Origin of the sequence: Mycolicibacterium novocastrense (assembly GCF_001499835.1) — a bacterium.
In the GTDB taxonomy this organism is placed as follows: domain Bacteria; phylum Actinomycetota; class Actinomycetes; order Mycobacteriales; family Mycobacteriaceae; genus Mycobacterium; species Mycobacterium novocastrense.
In genome coordinates this window covers 113,599-140,559 of sequence record NZ_LQIH01000034.1, presented here as the reverse complement: position 1 = coordinate 140,559, position 26,961 = coordinate 113,599, and the positions used below count along the sequence as shown (strand labels likewise).

The window sequence follows — 26,961 nt, the reverse complement described above, 5'->3', positions numbered from 1 at the left end:
GTTATGCGGCTTCTTCGCCTTCGCCGGCCTTCTTCTCTTGCAGAGCGGCGGCCAGCCGTGCGACCTGCGACGCCGGGGCGTTGAACAGACCGGCGGCCTTGGACAGGTTCGCCTTCATCGCGCCGGCCGTCTTGGCCAGCAGCACCTCGCGCGACTCCAGATCGGCGATGCGCTCGACCTCGGACACGCTCAGCGGGCGGCCGTCCATGTAGCCGCCCTTGATGACGAGGGCCTTGTTGTCCTTGGCGAACTTCTTGATCGCCTTGGCGGCGTCGACGGCCTCGCCCTTGACGAACGCGATCGCGGTGGGGCCGACGAACAACTCGTCGAGCCCCTCGATGCCCGCCTCCGCCGCGGCACGCTTGACCAGCGTGTTCTTGGCGACTGTGTAGGTGGCGGAATCACCGAGCGAACGGCGCAGGTCCTTGAGGTTGGCCACCGTCAGCCCGCGGTACTCGGTGACGAGCGTCGCCGAAGCCTCCTTGAACTGCTCGGCGATGTCGGCAACCGCGGTGGCCTTGTCAGCCTTGGCCATGCATGCCTCCTCGTGGATGGGAACCGTGGGCCGAGTAAGGGTTGCGGGGCCGGAAACGACGAACGCCCCGACGCAGACAGGTCGGGGCGCGCAATAGCTGTAGCCTCGTCCTCCTGCGTGGGCCGCCCGGGTGGTCCGGGACCTTCAACCGATTGCTCGGTGACCGACGGTCTTCGGTGGAACGCCGTCGAGAATAGCCGACTACCTGCTCATCAGCCAAAACGCACCCGATCCACGCGAATTCTTTCCGCGCGACAGTGCGCGTCTGCCCACGACACACCGCAATTTTCCAGCAGCTCGTGCACCCTCACCCGGACACGGGCGTGCGCAAACCGCCTAAACCCCCGCCACCGCGACGACCGCCAGCCCGAACACCACCACAAGTAAGGCCACCCGACGCCAATGCAGCCGATCCCACTGCCGCGCCAACCCGCGGTCGACGTCGGCACCGGAGGACCAGCGCCCGATGCGGTTGTTGATCGGCACCATCAACGCCACGGTCGCCACCACCGCCAGCGCCATGGTCAGGGCCGCGGTGATGAACAGCCAATCCCTCCGCAACAGCACGGCCGCCGCGATCAGAACGACAAGCGCCGCGGCGTACCAGAACGGCATCACCTTTCCCAGTACCCGCCCGCTGTCGCTGCGAGCCTGCGCGAACGCTTCGTCGGGCAGCCGGCCCAGCACCGGGTTGAGGAACACCGCGACCGCGAGTTCGACCCCGACCAACGGTCCGACGATCAGCAGGGTCAGCACGTGAACAATTGCGTCCATACCTCGACCGTGCCCATCACGCTGACACAAAACAAGGTACTGACACATTCGGCAGCTTGGGAGAGCCTGCGCGACTGGGGCCGAAAGACATGGGCCGCACGCACTCCAGGCAGGCACAGGAGGACACGCAACCGGCTCAGGTCAGCCGTCCCCCCGTGTGCTCGTGTAGCAGGGCGGCCGCCCCGACCAGGCCGGCGTCGCCGCCGAGTTCGGCCGGCACCACTTCGACGCCGCGGATGAAGTCCAGCCCGGCGTGGGACGCGAGCGCTTCCCGCACGGGGTCGAACAGCAGCGCCCCCGACTTGGCCACGCCACCGCCGATCACAACCCGGTCCAGGTCGCAGACGGCGCCGACCGACGCGATCATCGCCCCCACCGCCGCCGCACCGCGGCGAAAGGCGCTCAGCGCCACCGCGTCTCCGGCATTGGCGGCATCGGCGAGTTCCTTGGCGTCGGCATCGGCGGGGGCCACCCACCCGTGCTCGCGGGCCCACTGCGCCATGCGCGGGCCACCGGCGATGGTTTCGACGCAGCCGCGCCCGCCACACGTGCATGGCGCGCCGTTCGGGTCGACGACGAGGTGCCCGACGTGGCCCGCGTTGCCGGTCCGGCCGTCGTAGGGGGCGCCGTCGAGCACCAGGCCTCCGCCGACACCGGTCGAGACCACCATCCCGAGCAGGAAGTCGGCGCCGCGTCCGGCGCCGCGCCAGTGCTCCCCCATCGCCATGCACAGGCCGTCGCCGGCAAGTCGCACCGGTGCGCCGACGGTCATCGCCACCCGCTCGACGATCGGAAACCGTTGCCACGAGCCGATGTTGATCGGACTGACGGTGCCCGCCGACAGATCGATCGGTCCGGCCGAGGCGATCCCGGCGCCGCGGACCCGTCCGTCGGCGGTGGCCAAGGCCTCGGTGAGCAGCGAATCCGCGACGGCCCAGATCGTTTCCGCATCACCGTCCGGTGTCGGCAATGTGGCTCTGTGCACCAGCGTGCCCGCATCGTCGACGAGACCGACGGCGATCTTCGTGCCGCCGATGTCGAGCGCGAGAACGAGGTCGGCCATCAGTGCCGGTGGGTGTTGTCGGGCTGACGGGGATCCCCGGGATGTTCATAGCCCGGGGCGAGCTCGACGACCGCCGCACAGCGGGCGTCCAGCCAGAGCCGGAAGGCCCGGCGCCGCGCGGCGGCACGCAGGTGCGCCGCGGCCGAAGCTATATCGCTGAAGCGCAACGGGTTTCGCTCCCGGTACGCGGCCACCTCGTCGTCGGTGACGTCGGTACCGGCCGTCACCTCGGCGAACACCGCGCGGGCCAACGGGTCGGCGAGCACCGAAGCAGCCACGCTGCCGATCTCCATCCGCACGGTCATGTCCGGCAGCACCTCGGCCTCGGCCGGCGCGTCATCGACGTTCACTCCGCGTGCCGCGGCCTCGGTCGTCACGACGCGCTCGGCAACCAGGAGCTGGGTCAGCCAACGCCGCAGCTGTCGACCTTCGCTGGTGCCGGGGCGCGGCAGCGAGGACGCGATCGGTGAGGCGCGCAGGGTGGCTTCGCGAGCATCGACCTCGTCGACCGACACCGGCACACCGTCCACGGTAGCCGCGACGCCGGCCCTCCCGGAATCGTTCACCGCACCGTCACCTTCACCGCGGGTGAATAGACGAGGTGTCCGGCGGCGGCCAATCGGATGAGCGCCCACCACTCACCCGGTTCGACCCATTCCGGCGGGGCGACGTCGAAGTCGATCTCACTCGTGCCGCGAGCGCTCAGCTCGACACCGGATACCGCCGGGCCAAACCATTCCCATGTACCCCACGGGCTGATCAGGTGTGCTTCGACCGCGACGTCGGCGCACGCGTCGGTGCCGACGGTGACCCCGATACGGGCCGTGTCACCGGCCACCACGTCGACCGGCTCCGGTCCAGCGACGAGGCGCAACAGGGCGTCGTCCGGAGGCGCGTCGACCCCGACGACACACACGTCCTCGACCACCTGGCGCCACGATGGCGGGATCGAAACGTGCGCACCGGTCAACGCGAGTTCGGCACGTATGGGATACAGCCCGGGTGACACGGCATTCGACGGGGTGACGTTCACGGTGGTGTCCACGTATTCGCCGGGCGGCAGCATGAACGGCAACACATCGGGTTCTGCCGCCCAACCATCCGGACACAGCAGCCGCACCCGGCCGTGCAGAATCTCGTCGCAACAATCGCTGGCCACGGTGAGACGAAGCTGCAGCGCCGAACCCGATGACACCACGTGTTGCGGGTGCAGATGGGCGACGGCGGGCAGGCCGCCGAGCGGGGCCGGACCGCGGTTGTGCAGCCAGTACCTGGCATACAGCGGCTGGGCCTGCTCCGCCTCCGGCGCGAGGGCGGCATGATCGGCCTGTAGAACCTGCGGCAGATTGAACCGGGCCAGAACGGTGGCGACCTCGAAACCGTGCAACGACAGGCCTTCGGGCGTCACCTCCTGCACCCGCGGTTGCTCGAGCAGATCCACCCGGACCGCGGCGGATACCCGGCGCAACCCCGAAGTGACCGTGACGTCGGTTGTGCTCCCGGTGGTTTCGACCAACCTCATCGCGACGCCGTCAGAGGGGTGGACCGGCCGCGCGCTACCGCTCGCGAGCGGGTTGCCCGCGGCCTTGAGCGCGGCCAGCCGCACCGAGCCCGTCGGCTGAATCTCCAACAGCGAACCCGACGGCGGCAGACCGCCCACCGTGCCCCACTTCTCGGTCACCGCCAGGAGCGGATTTGAAAACTCGATGCTGCGAGCCGGAACACCGGCCCGGCGCCAGTCACCGTCCCCGCAGACCAGCGCGTAGTCGAACGTGTGTGTCCAGTGCTGCAGTTGGAAGTTGGACCCGTCCGGTGCGGTGCGTCGCGGCGGATCGATCCACGTGCCCGAGGGCCAACCGGTACATGACCGCATCAACGAAAGGTTCAGCGTTCCATCCGATTCGACGGCGAACCCGGGCACGCCGCGGTTGAGCAGCGCGACCGTCCGGTCTTCGAACGGTTCGATATCGGCCGGCGCGGCCTGCTCGACGACGATCTCCCAACCGCGCAGGTCGTCGACAACACCCTGCACCACATGGTCCAGGGCCGACCCGGCCAGAATCAGCACCGGTAGCGCGCGCACATCGCGCAGATCCGCGCTCGGCACCCACGCCTCTTCCAGGCGACGGGCCGCCGGTACCCATACCCTGGCCGCGCCGGTCGCGTCGAGCTGTCGCTTCACCTCTTCGGCGTACGACGAATCGGCGGCATCGAGAACTGTTGCAGTGAAGCGGTTCTGGTCTGAGTCACCGAGTGCGATCCGCACGTCCGGAAGGTTGGAGTCGACGGCGAGATCGCCGTAGCGCGGCCTGTCGGAGCCGCTGCATGTCGCGGTGACACCTGCGCGCGCGAGCGCGACCATCAACGGCCGCACCATCGAGGCTTCGTCTTCGGTCGGGGTGATCACCTCGGCAACCGAGACCGCGCGACACGCCTTGCCGACCCGGATCCGCATCGTCGACGACAACCCGAACCAGCCGTATGCGGGGTTGTCCAGCGTCCACGGATGCGTCGCGGCGTCGATCGCCGTGTCCCGGCCGCGTTCGTGCAGCAGCGCGAACCCGCGTGCGATCACCGCGTCACCGACCTCGCTGACCGGCATCGCCCCGGGAACCGGACACGGCCAGCGCAACCGCAACAGCCGGTCGGCGCCGGTGAATTCGTTGATCGTGGTTCGGCAGTCGACGCGCGCCACACCGTGCCACAGGGTCAGAACCTGCGTGTAGCGCAGCACATCGGCAACGGCGCCGTCGATCACCAGACGCTCTCCGAGCACACCGCGGTAAGCCTGCACCGTGGCAGGCGATGACGAGGAGCCGATGACTGGGCCCTTGGGCAGAAGGTGCCATGGCCCCTCTCCCGCCTCGGGATGCGCGGGGTACTCGTCGTACACCACCAACTCGTTGCCGACCCGGCCGGGAGCGATCAAGGACCGGCCCGAACCACATTCGACCAACGACTCGACCGCACCGCCTCGTGACGGGTCGACCCTCAGCCGGTAATGGTCGTTGCCGATCTCGTTCCCGCTCACCGGTTTCCAGCCCGCCGCCGAGCCGTCCGACCGCTCGATTCGGTAGGACTGCCACCCCATCGAAGGCACGTCACCGGCGAGCCAGGTGACCGTTCGTCCGCCGTGCTCGACGTGAGCGGGTATCTCCTCACCCGCGGAACCGACAACCCGCACCGCTCCGGCAGCCTGCGGGATGCGGGCGGTGACGACGTCGGTGCGCTTGTGCGCGACGGGATTCCACACGACGACCGATTCGTCGACGGCCCCTGACAACACGGCCAGCGCATGGTCGCGGGCGGTCCTGCCCAGCTCCCATGCGTCTCGCCAGCTCGTCAGCAGGTCGAGGTACACCTGGTCGGATTCCGAGCCGGTGATCGCATCGTGGTGCGCGCCGTAGGCCAATTGGACCCACGCCTTGGCCAGAGCGGCCTGAGGATAGGTCGCACCACCGAGAAGCCCGGCGAACACCGCGAACTTCTCGGCGTCGACCACGACGTCCTCGGCCGCCCGGTTGGCCTGCTTGGTGTCGATGTAGGAGACGTCTTTGCCGGTGTAGATCGGGTTCATGTCCCGGGTCTGCGGCGAGGCCTCGGCGCCGCGCTCGGCCAGTTCGGCGCGGACCGCGGCGAAGAACTCCTTGGGCACCGCACAGATGAACCGCGGCCAGGTGTATCGGGCGTTCCAGTCCCGGTGAATCTCGGTGACCCACTTGTTCGGTGGCGTGTAGTCGGTGCCTACCGGCAGGAGGACGTTGCGAGTCAACGCCACCTTCTTCAGTGACGTGAACAGTCCATAGGTCTCGGCTTCGGCCGCCTCCAACGTCGGTGCCGAATCCATCCACCACCCTGCCGCGTAGTGCGCGGGCATGTAGTGCGTCAGCAGTCCGCGCCCGGACGGGGAGAGCCACTCGAATTCGCTGCTGAACTGCATGCGCTCCGGGTCGCCGCCGCCGGCCATCGGGCCCCACTGATGGTGTGGGCCACGGGCCCACGAACTCGACGTCAGCCCGGCGTCGGCGGCCATACCCGGAAACTGCGGGTCATGGCCGAACGCGTCGAGCTGCCAGGCTGTGGCCGGGTCGGCGCCGAGCACATCGCGCTGAAACCCGATGCCGTGCACAAAATTCCGGATGGTCGTCTCGGGGCTGGTGAGGTTGGTGTTCGGCTCGTTGTACGTTCCGCCCATGATCTCGACGCGACCCTCGGCGACGAAGCGGCGCAAATCGTCGCGGTCCTCGGGGTGGGTGTCCCAGAACGGTTTGAGGTAGTCGACCTCGGCCAACACGAACTTGTATTCCGGTTCCCGGCGGGCCATTTCGAGATGGGCGCTGACCAGATCGAAGCCGTTGGTCTGGCGGCACCGGCCCGGCGGATCCTCGCTCCACACACTGGTGTACGCCCCCTGCGTGTTCCACCACACCGGGTCATAGTGGAAATGGCTGATCATGTACATCGTCCAGCCGGGTTCGGCGACGGTGAACACGAACGGTGTGATGCCGTCGCCCGTGACGATCCGCGCCGGGCGCCGCTCACCGGGGACCGGGTCGGTGACCGTGACCGCCACCTCGACGCTGCCGTCGCCGGCCGCCGCTCGCGCGTGGCCCTCGAGCCCGTCACCGTCGACGCGCACCTCACCCGCGCCATCGGTATAGGTGACCCGCACGATCTGCGACGGCGCGTCCGCGGGCCCGACGAACAGATCCGTCGACTCCGCCGAAATGACCCGCACAGCCAAACCCTACGTGCGGTCACCCCCGCATCGCGGTGGAAATCAGGCTCGGGAGATGTCGACGACCAGGGCGCGGTGATCCGATATCGGAAGCGAAGGGGCGCAGCACCGCTCCACCCGCAGGCCGGGGTCGTCGGTGACGATGTGGTCGAGTTGGCGGTCGGGCCCGTCGGCCGGAAACGTCACTGCCGAGGCGAGCGGTCGCAGGCGGGTCCAGCGACGGATCGTTCGCGGCACCATGTTCAGATCGCCCATCAGCACTCGCGGCGACGGGAAGCCACGCAGGTCGCGCAGCAGCCTGCGCAACTGCACCCGATTCCACCCCGGCACGAACGACAGATGCGTGTTGGCGACGGTCAGCGAACCCAGCGCAGTGTTCAACTGGCCGACCACCGCCGCCCGAGGCTCCTCGTTGACGATTTGCACCCGGTTCGGTCCCGGCAGATACATCGGAAAGGGCACCGGGATCCGCGGTAGGCGCAGCACCTGCCACGACTCGGCGGGGAATCGCGACAGCAGCGCGATGCCGTAGGCGGCGGTTCCTGGCTGCTCGTCGCCGGTGGCCGCCATCCAGGTGGCTCCGGGCGTTCCGGAGATCGCCGCCACGAACCGGTGGCTCACCGCACCCATCGCTTCGGCGGCGACCGCGGTCAGGTCGGCCATCCCCGACCGCGGCTGGTCGAGGTCGACTTCCTGCAGGGCCAGGATGTCGACGTCGAGTTCCCGGACGGCCTCCACGAGGCGGTCTCGGTGAACGAGCCCGTCGTGCACGCTGCGTCCGTGCAAGATGTTGAAGGTGGCCATCCGCATCTGCATGGGTACTAGCTACCCACAATGGCTGCTAGCCGATCAGCCGGCCCCAGGAGAGTAGTGCCCCAGAGAAACGATGATCTGCGCGACGCGCTCAAACGTGCCGCGTCGGCGTTGCGCGCACAGGGCCCCGATTTCGCCTTGGGCGGCAGCTATGCGCTGTGGGTGTTCGGGGGTCCAGAACCCGTGCACGACGTTGATTTCGTTGTCGCCGAGCCCGACACCGAGAAAGCCGCGGCGACGCTGGAGGAGGCGGGTTTCCGCGTCGAGCGCACACCGGAGGACTGGTTGTTCAAGGCATGCGTCGAGGACGACTTCGTCATCGACGTCCTGCACCGGCTCAACGGCGTTCCGGTCGACAAGGAGAGCATCCTGGCGGCCGAGGAGTACGACGTGCTCGCGGTCCGGATGCGTGTGCTGGCGCCGACCGAGGTCATGCGCGAGAAGCTGAACTCCCTCAACGAACACCATTGCGACTTCGCCGCACTGCTTCCCGCCGTGCGTGCGGTTCGCGAACAGCTGGACTGGGAGCAACTGCGCGCCGAGACCGCCGACAACCCGTTCGCCTCGGCGTTCCTGATGTTGGCCGACCGCTTGGGGCTCACCGGCTGACGCTTCGTCGCAGGCGTTTCCAGACCGCCTCCGCCGCGTGTATCACCTCCGGCGGTGAGAGCACCCGGAAATCGCATCCGACCGCCGCGAAGTAGAGCACCATGCGTTCGGGGTCGTCGGCGCCGGCCGTGACGACGCATGCGTCCGGACCGTCAGGCTCGACCATCGCCGAGGACGGCGAGAAATGCTGTGCGACAACGCTTTCCGGAGCACTGAAGTGAACGCGCGCGACGTAGCGGTACGGTGAGCTGCTGATCGACCGCCGCACGTACGCCGCCGCGTCGGGCGCCTCGCGCGGCACGAAGGTGCTGCCCTGCGCGCGCACGTCGTTCATCCGGTCGAGTCGCAGGCTGCGCCAGTCCTGCTTGTCGCGGTCGTAGGCCAGCAGGTACCAGCGCCGACCGGTGGTGACCAGCTGATAGGGCTCCACCCGACGCATGGTCGCATTGCCGCGGATGTCGACGTAGCCGGTCGCCACGTGCTCGTGGTCGCGGCAGGCCCGCGCGAGGGTCATCAGAACGTCGGGTTCGACCGTATCGGAGGTGGGCGCCGTCAGCGTGACGGTCGAATCGTGCACCGCGGCCACCTGGGACCGCAGCTTGGAAGGCATCACCTGATCGAGCTTGCTCAGTGCCCGCAGCGCCGATTCGCCGACGCCCGCCACGGTTCCGCCCGCGGCCAGGCGCAGGCATACCGCCATCGCGACGGCCTCATCGGGGTCGAGCAGCAACGGCGGCAACGCCGCACCGGCGCCGAGTTGATAACCGCCGCCGTGGCCCTTGCTGGCGTGGACCGGATACCCGAGGTCGCGCAGCCGTTCGACGTCGCGACGCACGCTGCGGGTGGTCACCCCCAACCGCTCGGCGAGCTCCTCGCCCGTCCACACCCGCCGCGACTGCAGCAACCCCAACAGCTGCAGTATCCGGCTCGTCGTCTCCGACATGAATGCAGCCTGCCTCATTCAAAGGACCGAAACTGTCCTATAACTCTGTCAGAGTGATTCTATGCCGACGAGGATCTCGCACGAGCTGGCCGAACAGGCCGACTTCCACTGGATCAACTTCCTCCGCCCCCGGTTCGAGGGGCTCACCGACGACGAATACTTCTGGCAGCCGGTCCCCGACTGCTGGACCGTGCATCCGGACGGGTCGATCGACTTCGATTACCCCGAACCGACGCCGGCACCGTTCACGACGATCGCCTGGCGCCTCGCGCACGTCATCGTCGGCGTGTTCGCGATGCGCAACCACAGCCATTTCGGCGCCCCGTCCGCTGACTACCAGTCCTGGCAGTACGCCACCGACGCCGCGACGGCGCTGCGGCAGCTCGACGAGCAGTACCAAACCTGGATCGACGGTGTGCGCGGGTTGTCCGACGAGGATCTGAACCGACCGTGCGGGCCGGCAGAAGGTCCGTACGCCGAGTATCCGATCATCGCGCTCGTCCTGCACATCAATCGCGAGTTCATCCACCATGGCGCCGAAATCGCTTGCCTTCGAGACCTGTACGCCCACACCGATCGAAAGGGAAAGTAACCATGCCAGGAATGCCGCCGCCCGCCGCAGACCAACGTCAGACGCTGGTGCACTTCCTCGCCTTCCAGCAGAACGCGTTCTTCTCGGTGGCGTACGGACTGACAGACGAGCAGGCACGGTCGACGCCGTCGGTCAGCACGCTGTCGATCGGCGGTTTGGTGAAACATGCCGCCGGTGTGCAAAAGGGCTGGACGGAGCGCATCGTCGCGGCGCCGCACTTCCCGCCGAAGGACGACCGTCCGATGGACGAGATCATGGCCGAGTACGCCGACCAGTACGTGATGCGCGACGACGAGACACTCGCCGGCCTGCTCGACACGCTGCGGACACAGAACGAGTTGACGCTGCAGGCCCTTCGTGAAGCCGATCTGTCGACTCCGGTTCCCATTCCGCACGAGGTGCCGTGGTTCCCGCACGACATCGACCACTGGGACGTGCGCTGGGTCGCGCTGCACCTGATCGAGGAGCTGTCCCGACACGCCGGCCACGCCGACATCATCCGCGAATCGATCGACGGCGCAACGATGTACGAGCTGATGGCCGCCAATGAGGAGTGGCCGGAGACGGACTTCGTCAAGCGGTGGCGTCCCGCCGTGGCGTCATAGCTCGTCGCCGCACAGCCGGTTCCAGAAACTGTCGGACTCGTCGTCGGCCGCGAGCGCGGCGGCCTCCTCGCGCAGCGCCATCACACGCCGGTGGATGTAGTGCTCGGTGGAGCGCGGCATCGCGCCGGGGCCGTAGTGGCCGCGTCGGAGCCGACGGACGCGGCCACGCCGGACCTCCCACCGCAGCGCGTCGGACACCGTTTTGGAGGGCCGCCCGTCGACCGTGAAGAAGTGGTGGTCGAGTAACCGGATCAACGCGTCGACGCCGGTCGCACCGTGCACCGCGAGATACATCGTCAACACGTGACGTAGCTCGGTGCCGCGCAACACTTTCCGTCGCGTCATACCTCGACGGTGGCATCGGCCACCGACACAGAACCGCCGTCGTGGCCGGCCCTGTGGATAACCGGCGCCCTGCGGGAGTATGTGCCTCTCTGCCAGCCTCGGAGCGACAATGTCGCTCATCTACTATCGGCCGTCATCGTTTCAGCGACAAAGTCGCTCAGAGGCTGGCAGAGAAACAGGTGGTGCCCCGCCTAGCGCAGCCACTGCCGCACGGCGTGCTCGACGACCGCGTCCAAATCGGTCCCGAGCCGGCCCGTCAGCCACTGCTGGGCCAGTTCTGCCATCGCGCCGGTGTACATCGCCGCACCCACCTGCGCCGCGATCGGATCCGAGTCCGGCTCCAGTCGCCAGCCCTCGGTGAGCACGCCTTCACGCAACAGATCCTGCGTCGCCGCACGCCGAGCCGCCAGCACCGGATTCGATCGCGCATCGGTGAACAGCACCCGGCCGCGGCGTGGATCCTCGGAGCTGAACCCGAGCACCGCCGCGATCCCGGCCCGTGTCCTGGCCCGCAGAGATTCGCCGGCCTGCGACATGGCCGCTTCGATCGCGTCGGTCAGTTGGGCGCTCACCTCGTCGTAGACGGCCCCGAGGAGGTCATCGGTATCGGCGAAACTCTCGTAGAAATACCGCGTGTTCAGCCCGCATTCACGACACACCGACCGCACCGACAGGGCGGTCTCGCCGCCATCGCCGAACAGCCGGAAGGCCGCGTCGATCAGCTGCGCTCGGCGCTCGGCGCGGCGGTCCGTCAGCGGCACGCCCGCCCATCGGGTCGGACTGGACACCATCCCAGCGTAGGCGGCATCGCGCCAACTCTGGTCACATACGTGACCAAAATGTATTCTGGCTACAGCCGTGACCAGAGTTTGACCTAGGAGCCGACGTGATTCTGCTGCCGCACCAGTTCCTCGGAGAGGCCCTCAACCAGCGCTTCGACAAGGACATCCGGCGCAACTACTTCCGCGGTATGGAGTTCGCCGCGCCGGTGGGCGATCCGGGCTGGTTCGGCCCCGGCAGCGCGGTCTGGCATGTGCACTCGCACATGCAGGCGCTGATCTTCGGTCTGCAGTGCGCGGCGTTCATGGAGCGGCTCGATCCGTCGATCTACTGGATGGGCATGCACCACTCACGGCTGGTCAAGCGCGACCCGAAAACAGGGGTCGCCGTTCCCGAGATCGACCCCAAGGGCGCGGCGGTACGCCTGGGCCACTCGATCGCGTTCTTCATCGGCACCGCCTACGGCTCAACCGAGACCGCCGAGCGCCTGGCCAAGGCCGTCCGCTCGATGCACCACACCATCAAGGGCACACGTCCTGACGGCGCCCGCTACGACGCCGACGACCCGGACTGGTTGCGATGGAACTACGCCACCGTGGTGTGGGGCCTGGCCACCGCGCACGAGCTCTACCATCCGAACCCGTTGCGCGGCAACAAGATCGACCGCTACTACCGCGAGTTCGTGCGGGTCGGCCACGCACTGGGCGGCGCCGACCTGCCCGAGACCAAGGCCGAGGTCGCCGACTGCCTCGAGTCCTACCTACCGCGATTGGCCGTCACGCACGGCACGGCGCTCGCCACAGGACCCGGCCTGCCGCTGGCGCAGAGCGCGATCAACTGGGCCATCCGCGACACGATGCCGCGCTGGGCCAAGCAATTGATCCAGCACAAGGACCCCAACATCCTCGAGCGCACCGCGCGCCGGGCGACCGTCTGGTCGGTGATCAACGGCTTGCACCTCGCGCAGGGCCCGATACCGGAGTTCCGCCAGGCTCAGGACAGGGTGGCGTCGGGAACCGATGTACCGCACACGCTGCCGGCGTACCGGTTGGGCGACGACCAGGTCCTCAGCCGCGACGAGGTCGAGCGCAGTTTCGCCGAGGCATGAAGACCGCCGCGAAATGGCATTCCAGCTGGAAAAGTACGGGTAACGGCCTGCTGGAATGCAATTTCGGCGCCACGGGGCCCCGTAGTAGGCCGATTGTGAGCCCGTCCACAGGTTTTTACGTGCCACCGCGGACTTTGAGACACTGGCTCCCATGAGTGCCACGCGAAAGACGCAGCACCGCGATGTAGCCAAACTGGACAGGGTCCCCCTGCCGATCGAGGCTGCCCGCGTCGGTGCCACGGGTTGGCAGATCACCCGAACCGGCGCGCGGGTCGTCTCCAAGATCGGCGGCCGCGGTTCGCTGCAGCAGAAGGTCATCAAGCAGGTCCCACAGGCCTTCGCCGACCTTGGACCCACCTACGTGAAGTTCGGCCAGATCATCGCCTCGAGCCCCGGCGCGTTCGGTGAGCCGCTGTCCAAGGAGTTCCGCAGCCTGCTCGACCGGGTTCCGCCGGCGGACCCAGAGGAGGTGCACAAGCTGTTCGTCGAGGACCTCGGTGACGAACCCGCGAACCTGTTCAAGAGCTTCGACGAGAAGCCGTTCGCATCCGCGTCGATCGCCCAGGTGCACTATGCGACGCTGCACAGCGGGGAAGAGGTCGTCGTCAAGATCCAGCGGCCCGGCATCCGCAGGCGGGTCGCCGCGGATCTGCAGATCCTCAAGCGCGGGGCGCGGCTGGTCGAATTCGCGAAGCTGGGTCAGCGCCTGAGCGCTCAGGACGTCGTCGCCGACTTCGCCGACAACCTGGCCGAGGAACTCGACTTTCGGCTCGAGGCGCAGTCGATGGACGCCTGGGTCGCGCACATGCACGCCTCGCCGCTGGGCAAGAACATCCGTGTGCCGCAGGTCTATTGGGACCTGACCAGTGAACGAGTGCTGACGATGGAACGCATCCAGGGCACCCGCATCGACGACGTGAAAGCCATCCGCGAGAAGGGTTTCGACGGAACCGAACTGGTCAAGGCCCTGCTGTTCAGCGTCTTCGAGGGCGGCCTGCGGCACGGCCTGTTCCACGGCGACCTGCATGCGGGAAACCTCTACGTCGACGACGACGGCAAAATCGTGTTCTTCGACTTCGGCATCATGGGCCGCATCGACCCGCGAACCCGTTGGCTGCTGCGGGAACTGGTGTACGCGCTGCTGGTCAAAAAGGACCACGCCGCTGCAGGCAAGATCGTCGTGCTGATGGGCGCCGTCGGCACCATGAAGCCCGAGGCGCAGGCGGCCAAGGATTTGGAAAAGTTCGCGACCCCGCTGACCATGTCGACGCTGGGCGACATGAGCTACGCCGAGATCGGCAAGCAACTGTCGACACTCGCCGAGGCCTACGACGTCAAGCTCCCGCGCGAACTGGTGCTGATCGGCAAGCAGTTCCTCTATGTCGAGCGCTACATGAAACTGCTCGCGCCGAAGTGGCAGATGATGTCGGATCCGCAGCTGACCGGCTACTTCGCCAACTTCATGGTCGAGGTCAGCCGAGAGCATGACGCGGAACTCGACAGCGAGGTTCGGAACTGAATGCAGGTCCGAGCCGGCATCGCCAAGTCGAAAGATGCCAAGTCCGGCGATCTCGACATCCATTACGAGGACATGGGCGACCCGAACGATCCGGCGGTGCTACTCATCATGGGGCTCGGCGCGCAGCTTGTGATGTGGCGCAGGGATTTCTGTGAGCGGCTCATCAACCAGGGCCTGCGAGTCATCCGATTCGACAATCGCGACGTCGGCCTCTCGTCGAAGCTGCGCGGACTGCACACCGACGCACCGCTGGTGCCGCGGATGCTGCGCTCGCTGCTCGGGCTGAGCAGCCCGGCCGCTTACACACTCGAAGACATGGCCGATGATGCGGCCGCCGTGCTGGACCATCTCGAGATCGAGCGCGCCCACATCGTCGGCGCGTCGATGGGCGGGATGATCGCCCAGGTGTTCGCCGCCCGGCACAAACCGCGCACCCAGTCGTTGGCGATCATCTTCTCGAGCAACAACCAGGCGCTGCTGCCGCCGCCGGGTCCGCGACAGCTGCTCGCAATCTTGCGCCGGCCCAAGGGCAACACGCGCGAGGCGGTCATCGAGAACGCCATCAGGGTCAGCAAGATCATCGGCAGCCCGGGTTTCCCCGCGTCCGAGGAGCGGCTGCGCGCCGACGCGATCGAGGACTACGACCGCTGCTACTACCCGGCCGGGATCGGCAGGCATTTCGCAGCGATCCTGGGCAGCGGCAGCCTGTTGCACTACGACCGCGAGATCACGGCGCCCACATTGGTGTTGCACGGCAAGGCCGACAAATTGATGCGACCGTCCGGCGGGCGAGCGATCGCCAAGGCCATCGAGGACGCCCGGCTGGTGCTGTTCGACGGCATGGGTCACGAACTGCCCGAGCCGCTGTGGGACGACATCATCGGTGAACTGAAATCCATTTTCGCCGCGTCTTTTTGACGTCGGCGCAAGTGTTCCACGATTGGCCGGCCGGCACGGCTGCGCGTACATTCGTCCCGAGTGCTTCGGGCTTGAACTGTCACAGGCGACGCGAGCTCTGATTCCGCCCAGAAAGGCACCATTGTGGCCGCAACACGCAACTTGACACCGCACTTCGCCGACGTGCAGGCGCACTACGACCTCTCGGACGAGTTCTTCCGGCTCTGGCTGGATCCGACGCAGACCTACAGCTGCGCGTATTTCGAGCGCGACGACATGACGCTCGAGGAAGCTCAGCGCGCCAAGGTCGACCTCGCGTTGGGCAAATTGGGACTCGAGCCGGGGATGACGCTGCTCGACGTCGGCTGCGGCTGGGGTTCGACGATGATGAGGGCGGTCGAGAAGTACGACGTCAACGTCGTCGGACTCACCTTGAGCGAGAACCAGCACGCCCACGTCGAGAAGGTCTTCGCGGCGTCCGACAGCCCGATGTCCAAGCGGGTGCTGCTCCAGGGCTGGGAACAGTTCGACGAACCTGTTGACCGAATCGTGTCGATCGGCGCGTTCGAGCATTTCGGCAGGGACCGATGGGACGACTTCTTCGGCATGGCTCATCGCGTCCTACCCGATGACGGGGTGATGCTGCTGCACACCATCACCGCGCTCACGCTTCCGCAGATGGCCGAGAGGGGTATGCCGCTGACGTTCTCGGTCGCCCGGTTCGTGAAGTTCATCCTCACCGAGATCTTCCCGGGCGGCTATCTGCCGACCATCGAACTGGTCGGCGAGCACGCCGAAAAGGCCGGCTTCGAATTGACCCGGCGCCAAAGCCTGCAGCCTCACTATGCGCGCACCCTCGACTGCTGGACAGCGGCGCTGCAAACCCACGAGGACGAAGCGATCGCCATCCAATCCCGGGAGATCTACGACCGCTACATGCACTACCTGACCGGCTGCGCGCACGGCTTCCGCGTCGGATACATCGACGTCAACCAGTTCACGCTCCAGAAATAGCCCCGGCCTCACAAATCGCCGCCCCCGTGGCGGCAAGCCGAATTAGGGTCTGGCAAGCGCCGAACGATATGGTGTCGACCAGATCATCGCGTGACGGCGTGCAGGCCCGAGTCACGCATTGGGAAAGGCCAAGCAGGGGAAATATGTCTGACAACTCAACCGGCACGAAGGACATGCGGCCTCATTTCGAGGACATCCAGGCGCACTACGACCTGTCGGACGACTTCTTCGGCGTGTTCCAGGATCCGACGCGCAAGTACAGCTGCGCATACTTCACCGGCCCGAATGTCACGCTGTCAGAGGCGCAGATCGCCAATGTCGACCAGCACCTCGACAAGCTGGACCTCAAACCCGGTATGACGCTGCTGGAGGTCGGCTGCGGGTGGGGCCTCACGCTGCAGCGTGCGATGGAGAAGTACGACGTCAACGTGATCGGGCTGACGTTGTCGAAGAACCAGCAGGCCTACTGCAACCAGCTGTTGAGCAAGCTGGACACCCAGCGCACCTACGACGTCCGGTTGGAGGGCTGGGAGCAGTTCCACTCCCCCGTCGACCGCATCGTCTCCATCGAGGCGTTCGAGCACTTCGGGTTCGAGCGCTACGACGACTTCTTCAAGACGTGCTTCGACATCCTGCCCGACGACGGCCGGATGACCATCCAGAGCAGCGTCGGCTATCACCCCTATGACCTGGCCGCACGCGGTAAGAAGCTGACCTTCGAGATGGCTCGCTTCATCAAGTTCATGATCACCGAGATCTTCCCGGGCGGCCGCCTTCCGACGACGCAGATGATGATCGAGCACGGCGAAAAGGCCGGCTTTCAGGTTCCCGAGGCCATCTCTCTGCGCAACCACTACATCAAGACGCTGGGCATCTGGGCCGACCGCCTCGAGCGCAACAAGGACGCCGCGATCGCGGCCGCCGGCGAAGAGAACTACGACCGCTACATGCGGTACCTCAAGGGCTGCCAGTGGTACTTCATCGACGAGGGCATCGACGTCAGCCTGGTCACCTATCTCAAGTCCGGCGCGGCCGCGTAGGGACAGAACGTAGGGAAATACCTGATTCGCCCGGCGTGAGGAATCGCTACCGTTCGACAGATGAGCGGGAGTGGGGAGTCCGCGTGTTACCTGGCGGAGTGGTACCTGCCCGAGCTCACCGAGCAATCCGTCGAGGACCTCGTCGCGCGTCTTGACGCCGCGGCGGCCGCCGCCACCGGCGAGGGGACTCCCGTCGAGCTGTTGATCACGCTGGCCGTCCCCAGCGACGAGGTGCTCTACGGCGTCTTCGGCGCCGGCTCCCGAGAGATCGTCTCTCGGACCTGCCTCGCCGCGGGTGCGCCACACCAGCGGCTGTCCGCTCCGGTGGGCACCCGGATCCGGCGCCATAACCGAACATGACGTTGCCGTACTTCGCGCCCTTCCCGGCTCCGCCGATTAAGCACACCTCTTAGCTGCATATCCCCGGGCCTACGACTTCTGCGCTCATACGTCAGCGGATATCCTCGATTTGCTGTCGATGAGGGGTGTGGTTCTGGTGTCCGGCGTAATCGAGCGTCCGGCCGAATTTCGGGCGGTGAGCGATTTCCTGGAATCCGCCGGCAGCGGGCCCTGTGCACTGGTCATCGAGGGCGATGCCGGAGCCGGCAAGACCACCCTGTGGCTGACGGGTATATCGGCGGCCCGCGAACGCGGCTTCCGTGTGCTGACGGCGCGAGCCGGACAGGCGGAGACCGCCCTGGCCTATGCGGCCGTCGCCGACCTTTTCGGCGACATGCCCTCTGAAGCCTTCGCCGACCTGCCGGACCTGCAGCGCCTCGCTGTGGATCGCGTGCTGCTTCGCGCTGACGGCGACGGCCCACCGACGGACCAGCGAGCGGTGGCGGCCGCCTTCACCGCCGCCGTCGAGCAACTCTGCGGAGACGCGCCGGTGCTCATCGCGCTCGACGACGTGCAGTGGCTGGATCCGTCCAGCCAAGCCGTGGTGGCCTTCGCCGCGCGGCGGCTCAGCGGGCACGTGGGCATGTTGGTCACCGAACGCACCGAACACGAGGGACCCGATGCGGCGTGTTGGCTGCAGGTGGGCGACGGATCCGGGGTGCGCCGGGTACACGTGGGTCCGTTGAGTCTCGGCGGATTGCACGCCCTGATCTCGACGCGGCTCGGCCGGACCTTTCCTCGCCCGACGATGGTCCGGATTGCCGAGATCTCCGGCGGCAACCCGTTCTACGCACTCGAGCTGGCACGGGCGATCGACGCGGGCGGTTCCCAGTCGGTGTTGCCCGCGACGCTCGCGGAGTTGATGCGCCGACGCATCGGCCGTCTGGAACCTGAGATCCAGGTCCTGCTGCTGGCCGCGGCGTGCGAGGCCGCCCCGACCGTCGACCTGCTGGCGCGGGTCACCCGCAGCACGGCCGATCGCACGGCCGAACTGCTGGCCGACGCCAGAAGCAAGGGCATCGTGACCATCGACGGTGACGCAGTGGCGTTTTCGCACCCGCTGTTGGCGCGCAGCGTCTACACCGATGCCAAACGGAGTGAGCGACGCGCGATGCACCGGTCGCTGGCCGAGGCGGTGATTCTTGACGAATCGAGAGCCAGGCATATGGCTCTGGCAGCCGCCAGCGCCGACCCGGCCACCCTGGAGGCACTGGACATCGCGGCTGATACGGCGGTTGCACGCGGTGCGCCCGCGGCGGCCGGCGAATTGCTCGAGCTCGCAATCGGTCTGGGCGGTGACACACCGGCGCGGCGGATTCGCGCGGCTGACCACTACCTGCATGCCGGCGATCTGGAGCGCACGCGTTCGCTGCTCGACGGGTTGACCGAGCGCGTGACGGGTGGCGTGCACCGGGCGAAGGCGTTGAACTTGTTGGCCAGCATGCACATTCAGCACAACAACTTCACCGATGCCGTCGTCCTCCTGGAACAGGCGCTCGACCATGACGAGGGCGACCGCGAGGTTCGCGTGCGCACGCTGCTGCTCTTGGCATATGCACGGCTCAACGCCGGCGAGTTCGGGGCAGCGCTGCAGAGCGCGGAACGGGCGGCCGCGTACGCGGAAGACGTGGGGATCGCCGACCTCACGAGTCAGGTCCTGGCGGTGCGCACCAACATCGCCTGCATGTGCGGTCGCGGCGTCGACTGGGCGGGCATCAGCCGAGCCTTGGCACTGCAGGATCTGACCAGCGAGGCGCCAATCGCGTTCCGCGCCAGAGCCAATCACGCTCTGCTGCTGGCGTTCACGGGACGGTTGGATGAGGCGATCGATCAGATGGCCTTCGTGCGTGCGCGTTGCAACGAGCGAGGGGCCGAAACCGATCTGATCTTCGTCGCGGTGTTCAGTGCGCTGATCGAGATCTGGCGGGGACGCTACGAGGAGGCGACCCGCATCGCCGAGGAGACCGTGGAGCGGGCACAACAGCTCGGCGGCGAGCACATGCGAGTGGTCGCCAAGACCATCCAGTCCGCGGTCGCGGCGTATGCCGGCAGGCAGGACGAGACCCGCGCTGTCGCGCGGAAGGCGATCGACCTCGCCGAACGTTGCGGTTCGCCCCGGCTGGCGGATTGGGCCTCGGTCAACCTGGCGTTCCTCGAGGTGTCGTTGGGACACTACGAGCAGGCGCTGCACATATTGCAGCCGTTGGTCGACCGGTTCCCGTTCCTGCCCGGCACGGAGATCATCACCGCGGGATTCGTCCCCGACGCGGTCGAGGCGATGGTCGCGCTCGGCCGCGCAGCGGAAACCGAGCCGATGATCGAGGCGCTGGAAGCCAACGGGAGGCTGTTGGACAGGCCGTGGATGCTGGCCATGGCCGCACGGTGCCGCAGCCTCTGGCTGGCAGCCCAGGGTGAGGTCGACGAGGCGGCCGACATGGCGAGGCGAGCGCTGGCCCATCACGAGCGCCTGCCGATGCCCTTCGAGCGCGCCCGAACGCTGTTGCTACTCGGCCAGTTACAGCGGCGTCAGCGGCAGAAGGAAGCGTCGCGCACCACGATGACCGAGGCTTTGCACGTGTTCGAGAGCTTGGGCACCCCTCTGTGGGCGCAGCGGGCGCGCGCCGAACTCGCGCGAGCCGGCGCGTCGAGCAACGGACATCTGGGTCTGACGCCGTCGGAGCACCGCGTCGCCGAACTCGCCGCATCGGGTATGACGACCAAGGATGTGGCCACCGCGCTGTTCATCAGCCCCAAGACGGTCGAGACGAACCTGTCTCGCATCTACCGGAAACTCGGAATCAGATCACGGGCAGAACTGGGCCGCGTATTCGGCGAGCACCGTTGAGAGTCTGCCGTTAAGCAGGTGCGGATCGCCGAGATCTATTGTGCAGCAGGCACTTGCTCGCGCACATAATTCGCGAGAGTCCCGCCTGCATCAGCGGGCTCGAAACCGACGGCCTGAACCTTGGCTAGATCCAAAACACTGTTGGCCGGTCGAGGGGCGGCAGGTTTCGCAGCGTCGACGAAGTACTGCTCGGTGGTCACATCCGTCACCCGGTTGGGATCATGGCCAGCCAATTCGAAGGTCCGCCGCGCGACCTCAGCCCACGTCATCACCGGACCGGAGCCCGTCACGTTGTACGTGCCGTACGGGGCGCGCGTCTCGATCAAATGCCGGATCGCTCGTGCGAGTTCAGAGGTGAACGTCAGCCGGCCGTGTTGGTCGTTGACGACAGACGGGTTCACCCCACGTTCGGCTAGAGACAGCATGGTGCGCACGAAGTTGTGGCCGTCACCAATCACCCACGAAGTCCGAAGGATGTAGTGCCGATCCACGGTCGCCACGGCAAGGTCGCCCGCCGCTTTGGTTTGGCCGTACACACCAAGCGGTGAAACCGGATCGTCCTCGCGGTACGCCCTCGTGACGTGGCCGTCGAAGACGTAGTCGCTGGAGACGTGTACCAGCGTGATGTTGTTGTCGGACGCAGTGCGCGCCAGCGCGGCCACACCGGCGACGTTGGTGGACCACGCCGCCGCACGGCCTTCCGGCGTCTCGGCCGCGTCAACACCCGTGAAGGCGGCGGCGTTGATGATGGTCTCGTATTCGCGCCAGCGGCGCGCGGATTCGATACCGGGGGCAGTGAGATCGATATCGCCGCGTTCGGCGAATTCAACGCTGGGGGTGTCGGCGAACACCTCACGAAGTGCCCGACCCAGCTGACCACCGGCACCTAGGACCAGCGTTTTCCGCGGCGGAATCGGCTTGACGTCGGCCAGGCGCGGATGGTCGCGATCCTTGGCTGACATCTCGGCCTTATCGAGCGGGATTGGCCAGTCGATCGCGGCCGTCTCGTCTGCCAGGTTCACAGATGTGTACTGGGCATCAGGTGAGTAGTGGTCGTTGACGAGATACACGTAGACGGTGTTGGGTTCCAAGGTTTGGAACGCATTGCCGACGCCGCGGGGAACGAAAACCGCCCGGGACGGGTCGATTTCGGTGCTGAACGTCGTGCCGAACGTGGGGCCGGCTCGCAAATCGACCCAGGCAGCGAAGCCGCGTCCGGTCGCAACCGAAACGAACTTGTCCCACGGTTCAGCGTGAATTCCGCGGGTCGTGCCCGCCGGACCGTTATGGGAGATGTTGTTCTGCACGGGCTTGAAGTCGGGCAGGCCGAGCGCGACCATCTTTTCGCGCTGCCAGTTCTCCTTGAACCACCCGCGATTGTCCGCGAACACCGGCAATTCCCATATCACCAGGCCAGGTATAGGAGTCTCGTTGGCGCGCAGTGCTTTTGGAGATTCAGTCATTGTCGTAAGTTCTCTCACTGGCCCAGGCGTGCGTAGAAACTCTCGGTGGCATCCTTGGCCGGGGACCACCAGTCTTCGTTGTCGCGGTACCACTGAATCGTCGCCATCAAACCCTTCTCGAAGTCTTGATATCGCGGTCGCCAGCCGAGTTCGTCCCGCAGCTTGGTGGAATCGATGGCGTACCGCAAGTCGTGGCCGGCTCGGTCAGTGACGTGGTCGTACGCGTCGGCCGGCTGGCCCATGAGGGTGAGGATCAACTCGATGACGGTCTTGTTGTCCTTCTCACCGTCGGCACCGATCAGGTACGTCTCGCCGATACGGCCCTTGTCCAGGACGGTCAGCACCGCCGAGGAGTGGTCATCGGCGTGAATCCAGTCCCGCACGTTGCGGCCCTCGCCGTAGAGCTTGGGGCGGATCCCGCGTAGCACGTTGGTGATCTGTCGCGGAATGAACTTCTCCACGTGCTGATAGGGACCGTAGTTGTTGGAGCAGTTCGAGATCGTCGCGGCCACACCGAACGACCGAACCCACGCCCGCACCAGTAGATCGCTTCCCGCCTTCGTCGACGAGTACGGAGACGACGGGTTGTACGGCGTCTGCTCGGTGAACCGGCGCGGGTCGTCGAGTTCCAGGTCCCCGTACACCTCGTCGGTCGAGATGTGATGGAAGCGCGTGGCGTGCTTGCGCGCGGCCTCCAGCAGGGTGAAGGTGCCCGCGAGGTTGGTGTGCAGGAACGGCTCGGGGTCCGCGAGTGAGTTGTCGTTGTGCGATTCGGCGGCGTAATGCACGACCGCGTCGGCGTCGGCGAACAATTCGTCCACCAGAGGGACATCCGCGATGTCGCCGTGCACGAAAGTCATTCGGTCTTCGGGCAATCCGGCGAGAGAGGCGCGATTGCCGGCGTAGGTGAGCTTGTCGAGCACCGTGACGTGATGGTCGGTGTGGTCGATGACGTACCGCACGAAATTCGAGCCGATGAAGCCCGCTCCACCGGTGACGAGAAGTCGCGACATCAGCGTCCTCTCTCCAGGAGGTTCAACAGATAGTTCCCATAGCCGGACTTCACCAAAGGCGTGGCACGTTCCCGTAATTCGTCGTCGCTGATCCAGCCCTGCAACCAGGCGATCTCTTCGGGAGCGCCGATCTTCAGCCCGGTGCGCCGTTCCATGGTGCGCACGTACTCGGCGGCGTCGGTCATCTGGTCGAAGGTGCCGGTGTCCAGCCACGCGGTTCCGCGGGGCAGCACGTGCACCTGAAGGCGCTCCCGCTCGAGGTAGCAGCGGTTGACGTCGGTGATCTCGTACTCGCCGCGGGCACTGGGCTTCAGGCCCTTGGCGATCTCGACCACGTCGTTGTCGTAGAAGTACAGACCCGGGACGACGTAATTGCTCTTGGGTCGGTCGGGTTTCTCCTCGAGGGAGATGGCCAAACCGTTGTCGTCGAATTCGATCACGCCGTACGCGGACGGATCCGCGACCCAGTAGGCGAAGATCGCACCACCGTCGATGGTGGTGAAGCGTTTGAGCTGGCTGCCCAGGCCGGGCCCGTACAGCAGGTTGTCACCGAGCACGAGGGACACATTGTCGGTGCCGATGAACGTCTCGCCGATCGTGAAAGCCTGTGCCAGACCGTCCGGAGACGGCTGCTTGGCGTAGGTGATCGACACTCCGAAGCGCGATCCGTCACCGAGCAGGCGTTCGAAGCCCTCCGCGTCGTGGGGCGTCGTGATCACCAGGATGTCGCGAATGCCGGCCAGCATCAGCGTCGAGAGCGGGTAGTACACCATCGGCTTGTCGTAGACGGGCACCAATTGCTTCGACACACCCAGGGTTATCGGGTGCAGACGCGTGCCACTCCCGCCAGCCAAGATAATGCCCCTCACGCGACCAATCGTGACACACAGCGAATTAGCACTCGCAGAGAGACGCTGGTCCCGACGGTTGAGCGCGATCAGGCCGCGGCCGGTTCGGAATCCTGCGAGACGTCCGCGTCGTCGGCGTCCTGGGCGTCTTTGATGGCCCCGGTGGGTCCGGGGTTCGTCGTGAGGTCCTCAGAGGGCTCCGGGCTCGGCGCGGTGATTTTCTGCACGGCGCCGTTACCGGCATCCTTGGGCGTTTCACCGGACTGGTTCGGCGAGGCGTTCAACGACACGCTGCGACCGTTCGCGTCGATCCGGTTCTGTGGGGGATCCGTCTTGACCTCCGGATCCTTCACGGCAACCAGGGCGTTGCCGCCGGCCGGGTCGGTCATCTTCTCCTCCACGATTTCCGGGTCGGAGATCGGGGTGGGCTCGAGCACGGCCCCCGGCAACTCCTCACCCTCGATGACCTCGCCTTCATTCGGGTCTGTGATGATCTCGCCCTCGGCCGGATCGGTGATGGCCGGGTCTTCCGCACCTGCAGTCAGCGCAAGTTCTCCGTTGCCGGTGACGGAAAGCACCGTTCCCTCGGCGTCTCCCCGCGCGGCGAATCGCCGCAGGTTGTCACCTTGATTCTCGCCGGCATCCGCCAGATTCTCGACCTCATTGTCCAGCGATTCGTCCTCATCCGACCCAGGCGCGAGCGACGTGGTCACCGGTTCGGGCGTGATCTCAATCGGCTTCGGCGCCAGCGACGGGATGAAGTTGCCAAGGAAGTTCACGACGCCCTGGAACACAGCCGGAATCATCCTGAGCACCAGCGTGATCGGGTTGAAGAACGGGATCAATCCGATCGGGGAGTACTGCCCGAACGGGATGTTGCGGTTGTATCCAGTCTCCTCGATGAGCACCTCGAGTATCGGTTCCCAAAAATCTGCGATCGGCTTGCCGATCAATGGGATGGAGTGCAGCGGGCGCACGAACGGAAGCACCTTCGGCCTGACGGTGTAGTACGTCGTGTCTCCGTACTCCTGAATCTGGACGAGGTCCGGATGCTTCTCCGGATATTTCGTGAGCTCCCGCCATTCGGCTTCGGTGTAGCCCGCGGGCAACTCACCAGGGTCGCTGTCCTGGTTGACCGCCAGGTAGGTGCCGTGGTCGTAGTAGAAACCCATGACCGAGTTGATGATCGCCAGCGGATTGAGCAGGTACTGCGGGAAATCCGCGATGCCCTCCCATCGGATCGCCCAATCGTGCGTTTCGAACGGCGTGTTGGTCGGCGTCGGCTGCCCCGTGGTCACGTCGAGTATCGGAATGTGACCCAAGGCGCCGAAGCGCGAGAGGATGCCACCATTCGGGCGGTTCGGGTTGCCGATATAAACGAACTCGACGGAATTGACCTTGTTGAGGAACGCCTGCCAATCGCCATTTGCGAACTGCATCTTCGCGATGGTGACGACGCGAGCCCCCTGGGAGTAGCCGGCGATCACTATGTCGCCCCCGTAGTTTGGATCGAGACTCTGTATCGCCTGCAGTGCGGTGGTCAGGTTCTTCACGCCGTCAGCGACGGACACGTCGAACTTCTCGCACCGACCCGGGTCGCACCAGCCCGGCAACGGTATGGGCCAGAACGATGCAAAGTAATTGATGCCGAGTAGTCCTCCGTTCCGAGGCTGGTTCTGGTTGTACGTACCGCAGTTTGTGCTGTTGGTGCACGGCGTGCTCTGCATGTAGTAGTCGCGGAAGTTCGGCATGTAGAGGTTGATGCCGTTCGCGTTCGGCGTTCCGGTACCCGGCACGATCAGTGCGGTCGTGGCCGCCAGGCTGACCGCCGCCAGCAGCGCGGTCGCGGCGCTGAGGACGGCAGCGCTCAGCAGGCCTAGCAAAGTAAGAAAGGCGACCCGAATGCACTTACGCATGGGTCAACTTTCACACAGGAGCAGCGCCAGCGACGACCAAACAGGCGAAGTTCGCCGAGGGAATTTCGGTTGGCCAGTTCGCTACTCGCCCAACGCAGCCGTCGTCCCCGCTGCGCCGCCGACGACGTGGACTTTCCCGAGGCGTCGGTCGGTCATCTCGAGCCGACCGAAGAACGGGCCCTGAGTCGCTTAGCGCAACTACCAGCTACCGCTCGCCATCACTCGGGCGAAGCGCCCCGAGGGTGTTCTCGGCTCAATGGCCCCACGCCGTGGCGCAAACCCGCGCCACGGGTTTGCTCAGGCCTCGGCGAAGTTGCGCGTCACCGACGGATCGACCGGAATGCCCGGGCCGGTCGTGGTCGAGATGACGATCTTCTTGAGGTAACGCCCCTTCGACGACGACGGCTTGGCCCGCAGGATCTCGTCGATCGCGGCGCCGTAGTTCTCCGCCAGCGCCTTCTCGTCGAACGAGGCCTTGCCGATGACGAAGTGCAGGTTGGCCTGCTTGTCGACGCGGAAATTGATCTTGCCGCCCTTGATGTCGGACACGGCCTTGCCGACGTCGGGCGTCACGGTGCCGGTCTTCGGGTTCGGCATCAGGCCACGCGGGCCCAGGATCCGCGCGATGCGGCCGACCTTGGCCATCTGGTCGGGAGTCGCGATCGCCGCGTCGAAGTCCAGCCAGCCGCCCTGAATCCGCTCGATCAGGTCGTCGCTACCCACGGCGTCGGCACCCGCGGCCTCCGCGGCCTCGGCCTTGTCGCCGACCGCGAACACCACAACGCGGGCGGTCTTACCGGTGCCGTTCGGCAGGTTGACGGTGCCGCGCACCATCTGATCGGCCTTACGCGGGTCGACACCCAGCCGGATCGCCACCTCGACGGTCGCGTCCTGCTTCTTCGATCCCGTCTCCTTGGCCAGCTTCGCCGCCTCCAGCGGCGTGTACAGCCGGCTGCGGTCCACCTTCTCGGCGGCTTCGCGGTATGCCTTGCTCGTCTTGCTCATTCGTTTCTCCTAGTTGCTGAGTTGTGGTCTGTGATGAACGCTCTTCGCGCGAGCGCTCATCGCCGGGCCGCAGCTGGCCCTCCCACGAATCGGTCGA

At 66.3% G+C, this 26,961-nt stretch carries 24 protein-coding genes; 10 read left to right on the top strand and 14 right to left on the bottom strand.

What is annotated here, in order from left to right:
• Position 1: 1 nt before the first annotated feature.
• The 6 genes from rplJ to AU072_RS20460 all read right to left on the bottom strand — a co-directional run bounded on the left by rplJ (position 2) and on the right by AU072_RS20460 (position 7,920).
• The gene (gene rplJ, locus AU072_RS20485; protein WP_064415483.1) at positions 2–535 is read right to left on the bottom strand and encodes a 50S ribosomal protein L10; all 534 of its coding nucleotides are present in this window, start codon (positions 533–535) and stop codon (positions 2–4) included.
• A gap of 336 nt (positions 536–871) precedes the next feature.
• The gene (locus AU072_RS20480) at positions 872–1,309 is read right to left on the bottom strand and encodes an anthrone oxygenase family protein (protein ID WP_064415482.1); all 438 of its coding nucleotides are present in this window, start codon (positions 1,307–1,309) and stop codon (positions 872–874) included.
• Positions 1,310–1,445: 136 nt separating this feature from the next.
• On the bottom strand, positions 1,446–2,372 hold the full coding sequence (locus tag AU072_RS20475; RefSeq protein ID WP_064415481.1) for an ROK family protein: 927 nt from the start codon (positions 2,370–2,372) through the stop codon (positions 1,446–1,448).
• A complete protein-coding gene (locus AU072_RS20470; RefSeq protein WP_064415480.1) occupies positions 2,372–2,938 on the bottom strand; it encodes a DUF7158 domain-containing protein in 567 nt (188 codons plus the stop codon). Before AU072_RS20470 ends, AU072_RS20475 begins: the two co-directional genes overlap by 1 nt.
• Positions 2,935–7,110 carry a glycoside hydrolase family 38 N-terminal domain-containing protein gene (locus AU072_RS20465; RefSeq protein WP_064415479.1) on the bottom strand — a complete coding sequence of 1,392 codons (4,176 nt, stop codon included), beginning with the start codon at positions 7,108–7,110 and terminating at the stop codon, positions 2,935–2,937. The genes AU072_RS20470 and AU072_RS20465 overlap by 4 nt, the downstream gene beginning before the upstream one ends.
• Positions 7,111–7,152: 42 nt before the next feature.
• Positions 7,153–7,920: an endonuclease/exonuclease/phosphatase family protein gene (locus AU072_RS20460; protein WP_064415584.1), complete on the bottom strand. Its 768-nt coding sequence runs from the start codon at positions 7,918–7,920 to the stop codon at positions 7,153–7,155.
• Positions 7,921–7,980: 60 nt separating this feature from the next.
• Between AU072_RS20460 and AU072_RS20455 the strand changes: the two genes are divergently transcribed.
• A complete protein-coding gene (locus AU072_RS20455) occupies positions 7,981–8,532 on the top strand; it encodes a nucleotidyltransferase family protein (protein WP_094287688.1) in 552 nt (183 codons plus the stop codon).
• Here the strand turns inward: AU072_RS20455 and AU072_RS20450 are convergent.
• Positions 8,522–9,475, bottom strand: coding sequence for a helix-turn-helix transcriptional regulator (locus AU072_RS20450; protein WP_064415477.1), 954 nt, complete (start codon positions 9,473–9,475; stop codon positions 8,522–8,524). The genes AU072_RS20455 and AU072_RS20450 overlap by 11 nt on opposite strands.
• A 61-nt stretch (positions 9,476–9,536) precedes the next feature.
• Between AU072_RS20450 and AU072_RS20445 the strand changes: the two genes are divergently transcribed.
• Together AU072_RS20445 and AU072_RS20440 are read left to right on the top strand one after the other, a co-directional pair.
• On the top strand, positions 9,537–10,067 hold the full coding sequence (locus tag AU072_RS20445; RefSeq protein WP_064415476.1) for a DinB family protein: 531 nt from the start codon (positions 9,537–9,539) through the stop codon (positions 10,065–10,067).
• Between the two features lie 2 nt (positions 10,068–10,069).
• Positions 10,070–10,672, top strand: a complete 603-nt coding sequence (locus AU072_RS20440) for a DinB family protein (RefSeq protein ID WP_064415475.1) — start codon at positions 10,070–10,072, stop codon at positions 10,670–10,672.
• Here the strand turns inward: AU072_RS20440 and AU072_RS20435 are convergent.
• Both AU072_RS20435 and AU072_RS20430 read right to left on the bottom strand, forming a co-directional pair.
• Positions 10,667–11,017, bottom strand: a complete 351-nt coding sequence (locus AU072_RS20435; protein WP_064415474.1) for a hypothetical protein — start codon at positions 11,015–11,017, stop codon at positions 10,667–10,669. The two genes, AU072_RS20440 and AU072_RS20435, sit on opposite strands and share 6 nt — an antisense overlap.
• 191 nt (positions 11,018–11,208) lie before the next feature.
• Positions 11,209–11,805 carry a TetR/AcrR family transcriptional regulator gene (locus AU072_RS20430; protein ID WP_064415583.1) on the bottom strand — a complete coding sequence of 199 codons (597 nt, stop codon included), beginning with the start codon at positions 11,803–11,805 and terminating at the stop codon, positions 11,209–11,211.
• Between the two features lie 101 nt (positions 11,806–11,906).
• Between AU072_RS20430 and AU072_RS20425 the strand changes: the two genes are divergently transcribed.
• The 7 genes from AU072_RS20425 to AU072_RS20395 all read left to right on the top strand — a co-directional run bounded on the left by AU072_RS20425 (position 11,907) and on the right by AU072_RS20395 (position 20,619).
• Entirely contained in the window at positions 11,907–12,905 is a 999-nt protein-coding gene (locus tag AU072_RS20425) for an oxygenase MpaB family protein (RefSeq protein WP_064415582.1), read from the top strand.
• A gap of 151 nt (positions 12,906–13,056) precedes the next feature.
• Positions 13,057–14,424, top strand: coding sequence for an ABC1 kinase family protein (locus AU072_RS20420; protein WP_064415473.1), 1,368 nt, complete (start codon positions 13,057–13,059; stop codon positions 14,422–14,424).
• Positions 14,425–15,342, top strand: coding sequence for an alpha/beta fold hydrolase (locus AU072_RS20415; protein ID WP_064415472.1), 918 nt, complete (start codon positions 14,425–14,427; stop codon positions 15,340–15,342).
• Positions 15,343–15,465: 123 nt separating this feature from the next.
• Positions 15,466–16,335: a cyclopropane mycolic acid synthase family methyltransferase gene (locus AU072_RS20410; RefSeq protein WP_064415471.1), complete on the top strand. Its 870-nt coding sequence runs from the start codon at positions 15,466–15,468 to the stop codon at positions 16,333–16,335.
• Positions 16,336–16,478: 143 nt separating this feature from the next.
• The gene (locus AU072_RS20405) at positions 16,479–17,375 is read left to right on the top strand and encodes a cyclopropane mycolic acid synthase family methyltransferase (protein ID WP_064415470.1); all 897 of its coding nucleotides are present in this window, start codon (positions 16,479–16,481) and stop codon (positions 17,373–17,375) included.
• A gap of 60 nt (positions 17,376–17,435) precedes the next feature.
• Complete coding sequence (locus tag AU072_RS20400) at positions 17,436–17,735, top strand: hypothetical protein (RefSeq protein ID WP_064415469.1); 300 nt, start codon at positions 17,436–17,438, stop codon at positions 17,733–17,735.
• A gap of 118 nt (positions 17,736–17,853) precedes the next feature.
• Complete coding sequence (locus tag AU072_RS20395) at positions 17,854–20,619, top strand: helix-turn-helix transcriptional regulator (RefSeq protein ID WP_064415468.1); 2,766 nt, start codon at positions 17,854–17,856, stop codon at positions 20,617–20,619.
• A gap of 35 nt (positions 20,620–20,654) precedes the next feature.
• On the opposite strand, the gene AU072_RS20390 is transcribed toward AU072_RS20395, so the two are convergent.
• The 5 genes from AU072_RS20390 to rplA all read right to left on the bottom strand — a co-directional run bounded on the left by AU072_RS20390 (position 20,655) and on the right by rplA (position 26,864).
• Positions 20,655–22,082 carry a sugar nucleotide-binding protein gene (locus AU072_RS20390; RefSeq protein WP_064415467.1) on the bottom strand — a complete coding sequence of 476 codons (1,428 nt, stop codon included), beginning with the start codon at positions 22,080–22,082 and terminating at the stop codon, positions 20,655–20,657.
• 14 nt (positions 22,083–22,096) lie between these two features.
• Positions 22,097–23,095 (bottom strand): dTDP-glucose 4,6-dehydratase, encoded by a 999-nt coding sequence (gene rfbB, locus AU072_RS20385; protein ID WP_064415466.1) that lies wholly within the window; start codon positions 23,093–23,095, stop codon positions 22,097–22,099.
• Positions 23,095–23,964, bottom strand: a complete 870-nt coding sequence (gene rfbA / locus AU072_RS20380) for a glucose-1-phosphate thymidylyltransferase RfbA (RefSeq protein WP_064415465.1) — start codon at positions 23,962–23,964, stop codon at positions 23,095–23,097. Before rfbA ends, rfbB begins: the two co-directional genes overlap by 1 nt.
• 68 nt (positions 23,965–24,032) lie before the next feature.
• Complete coding sequence (locus AU072_RS20375; protein ID WP_064415464.1) at positions 24,033–25,859, bottom strand: PE-PPE domain-containing protein; 1,827 nt, start codon at positions 25,857–25,859, stop codon at positions 24,033–24,035.
• Positions 25,860–26,156: 297 nt separating this feature from the next.
• Positions 26,157–26,864: a 50S ribosomal protein L1 gene (gene rplA, locus AU072_RS20370; RefSeq protein ID WP_064415463.1), complete on the bottom strand. Its 708-nt coding sequence runs from the start codon at positions 26,862–26,864 to the stop codon at positions 26,157–26,159.
• Positions 26,865–26,961: the final 97 nt, after the last annotated feature.

What these genes read in the sequence shown, in the direction of transcription:
- rplJ (WP_064415483.1), bottom strand. Translation starts at nt 535, where the DNA reads ATGGCCAAGGCTGACAAGGCCACCGCGGTTGCCGACATCGCCGAGCAG.
- AU072_RS20480 (WP_064415482.1), bottom strand. Translation starts at nt 1,309, where the DNA reads ATGGACGCAATTGTTCACGTGCTGACCCTGCTGATCGTCGGACCGTTG.
- AU072_RS20475 (WP_064415481.1), bottom strand. Translation starts at nt 2,372, where the DNA reads ATGGCCGACCTCGTTCTCGCGCTCGACATCGGCGGCACGAAGATCGCC.
- AU072_RS20460 (WP_064415584.1), bottom strand. Translation starts at nt 7,920, where the DNA reads ATGCGGATGGCCACCTTCAACATCTTGCACGGACGCAGCGTGCACGAC.
- AU072_RS20450 (WP_064415477.1), bottom strand. Translation starts at nt 9,475, where the DNA reads ATGTCGGAGACGACGAGCCGGATACTGCAGCTGTTGGGGTTGCTGCAG.
- AU072_RS20445 (WP_064415476.1), top strand. Translation starts at nt 9,537, where the DNA reads ATGCCGACGAGGATCTCGCACGAGCTGGCCGAACAGGCCGACTTCCAC.
- AU072_RS20440 (WP_064415475.1), top strand. Translation starts at nt 10,070, where the DNA reads ATGCCAGGAATGCCGCCGCCCGCCGCAGACCAACGTCAGACGCTGGTG.
- AU072_RS20435 (WP_064415474.1), bottom strand. Translation starts at nt 11,017, where the DNA reads ATGACGCGACGGAAAGTGTTGCGCGGCACCGAGCTACGTCACGTGTTG.
- AU072_RS20420 (WP_064415473.1), top strand. Translation starts at nt 13,057, where the DNA reads ATGAGTGCCACGCGAAAGACGCAGCACCGCGATGTAGCCAAACTGGAC.
- AU072_RS20415 (WP_064415472.1), top strand. Translation starts at nt 14,425, where the DNA reads ATGCAGGTCCGAGCCGGCATCGCCAAGTCGAAAGATGCCAAGTCCGGC.
- AU072_RS20405 (WP_064415470.1), top strand. Translation starts at nt 16,479, where the DNA reads ATGTCTGACAACTCAACCGGCACGAAGGACATGCGGCCTCATTTCGAG.
- AU072_RS20400 (WP_064415469.1), top strand. Translation starts at nt 17,436, where the DNA reads ATGAGCGGGAGTGGGGAGTCCGCGTGTTACCTGGCGGAGTGGTACCTG.
- AU072_RS20395 (WP_064415468.1), top strand. Translation starts at nt 17,854, where the DNA reads ATGAGGGGTGTGGTTCTGGTGTCCGGCGTAATCGAGCGTCCGGCCGAA.
- AU072_RS20390 (WP_064415467.1), bottom strand. Translation starts at nt 22,082, where the DNA reads ATGACTGAATCTCCAAAAGCACTGCGCGCCAACGAGACTCCTATACCT.
- rfbB (WP_064415466.1), bottom strand. Translation starts at nt 23,095, where the DNA reads ATGTCGCGACTTCTCGTCACCGGTGGAGCGGGCTTCATCGGCTCGAAT.
- AU072_RS20375 (WP_064415464.1), bottom strand. Translation starts at nt 25,859, where the DNA reads ATGCGTAAGTGCATTCGGGTCGCCTTTCTTACTTTGCTAGGCCTGCTG.
- rplA (WP_064415463.1), bottom strand. Translation starts at nt 26,864, where the DNA reads ATGAGCAAGACGAGCAAGGCATACCGCGAAGCCGCCGAGAAGGTGGAC.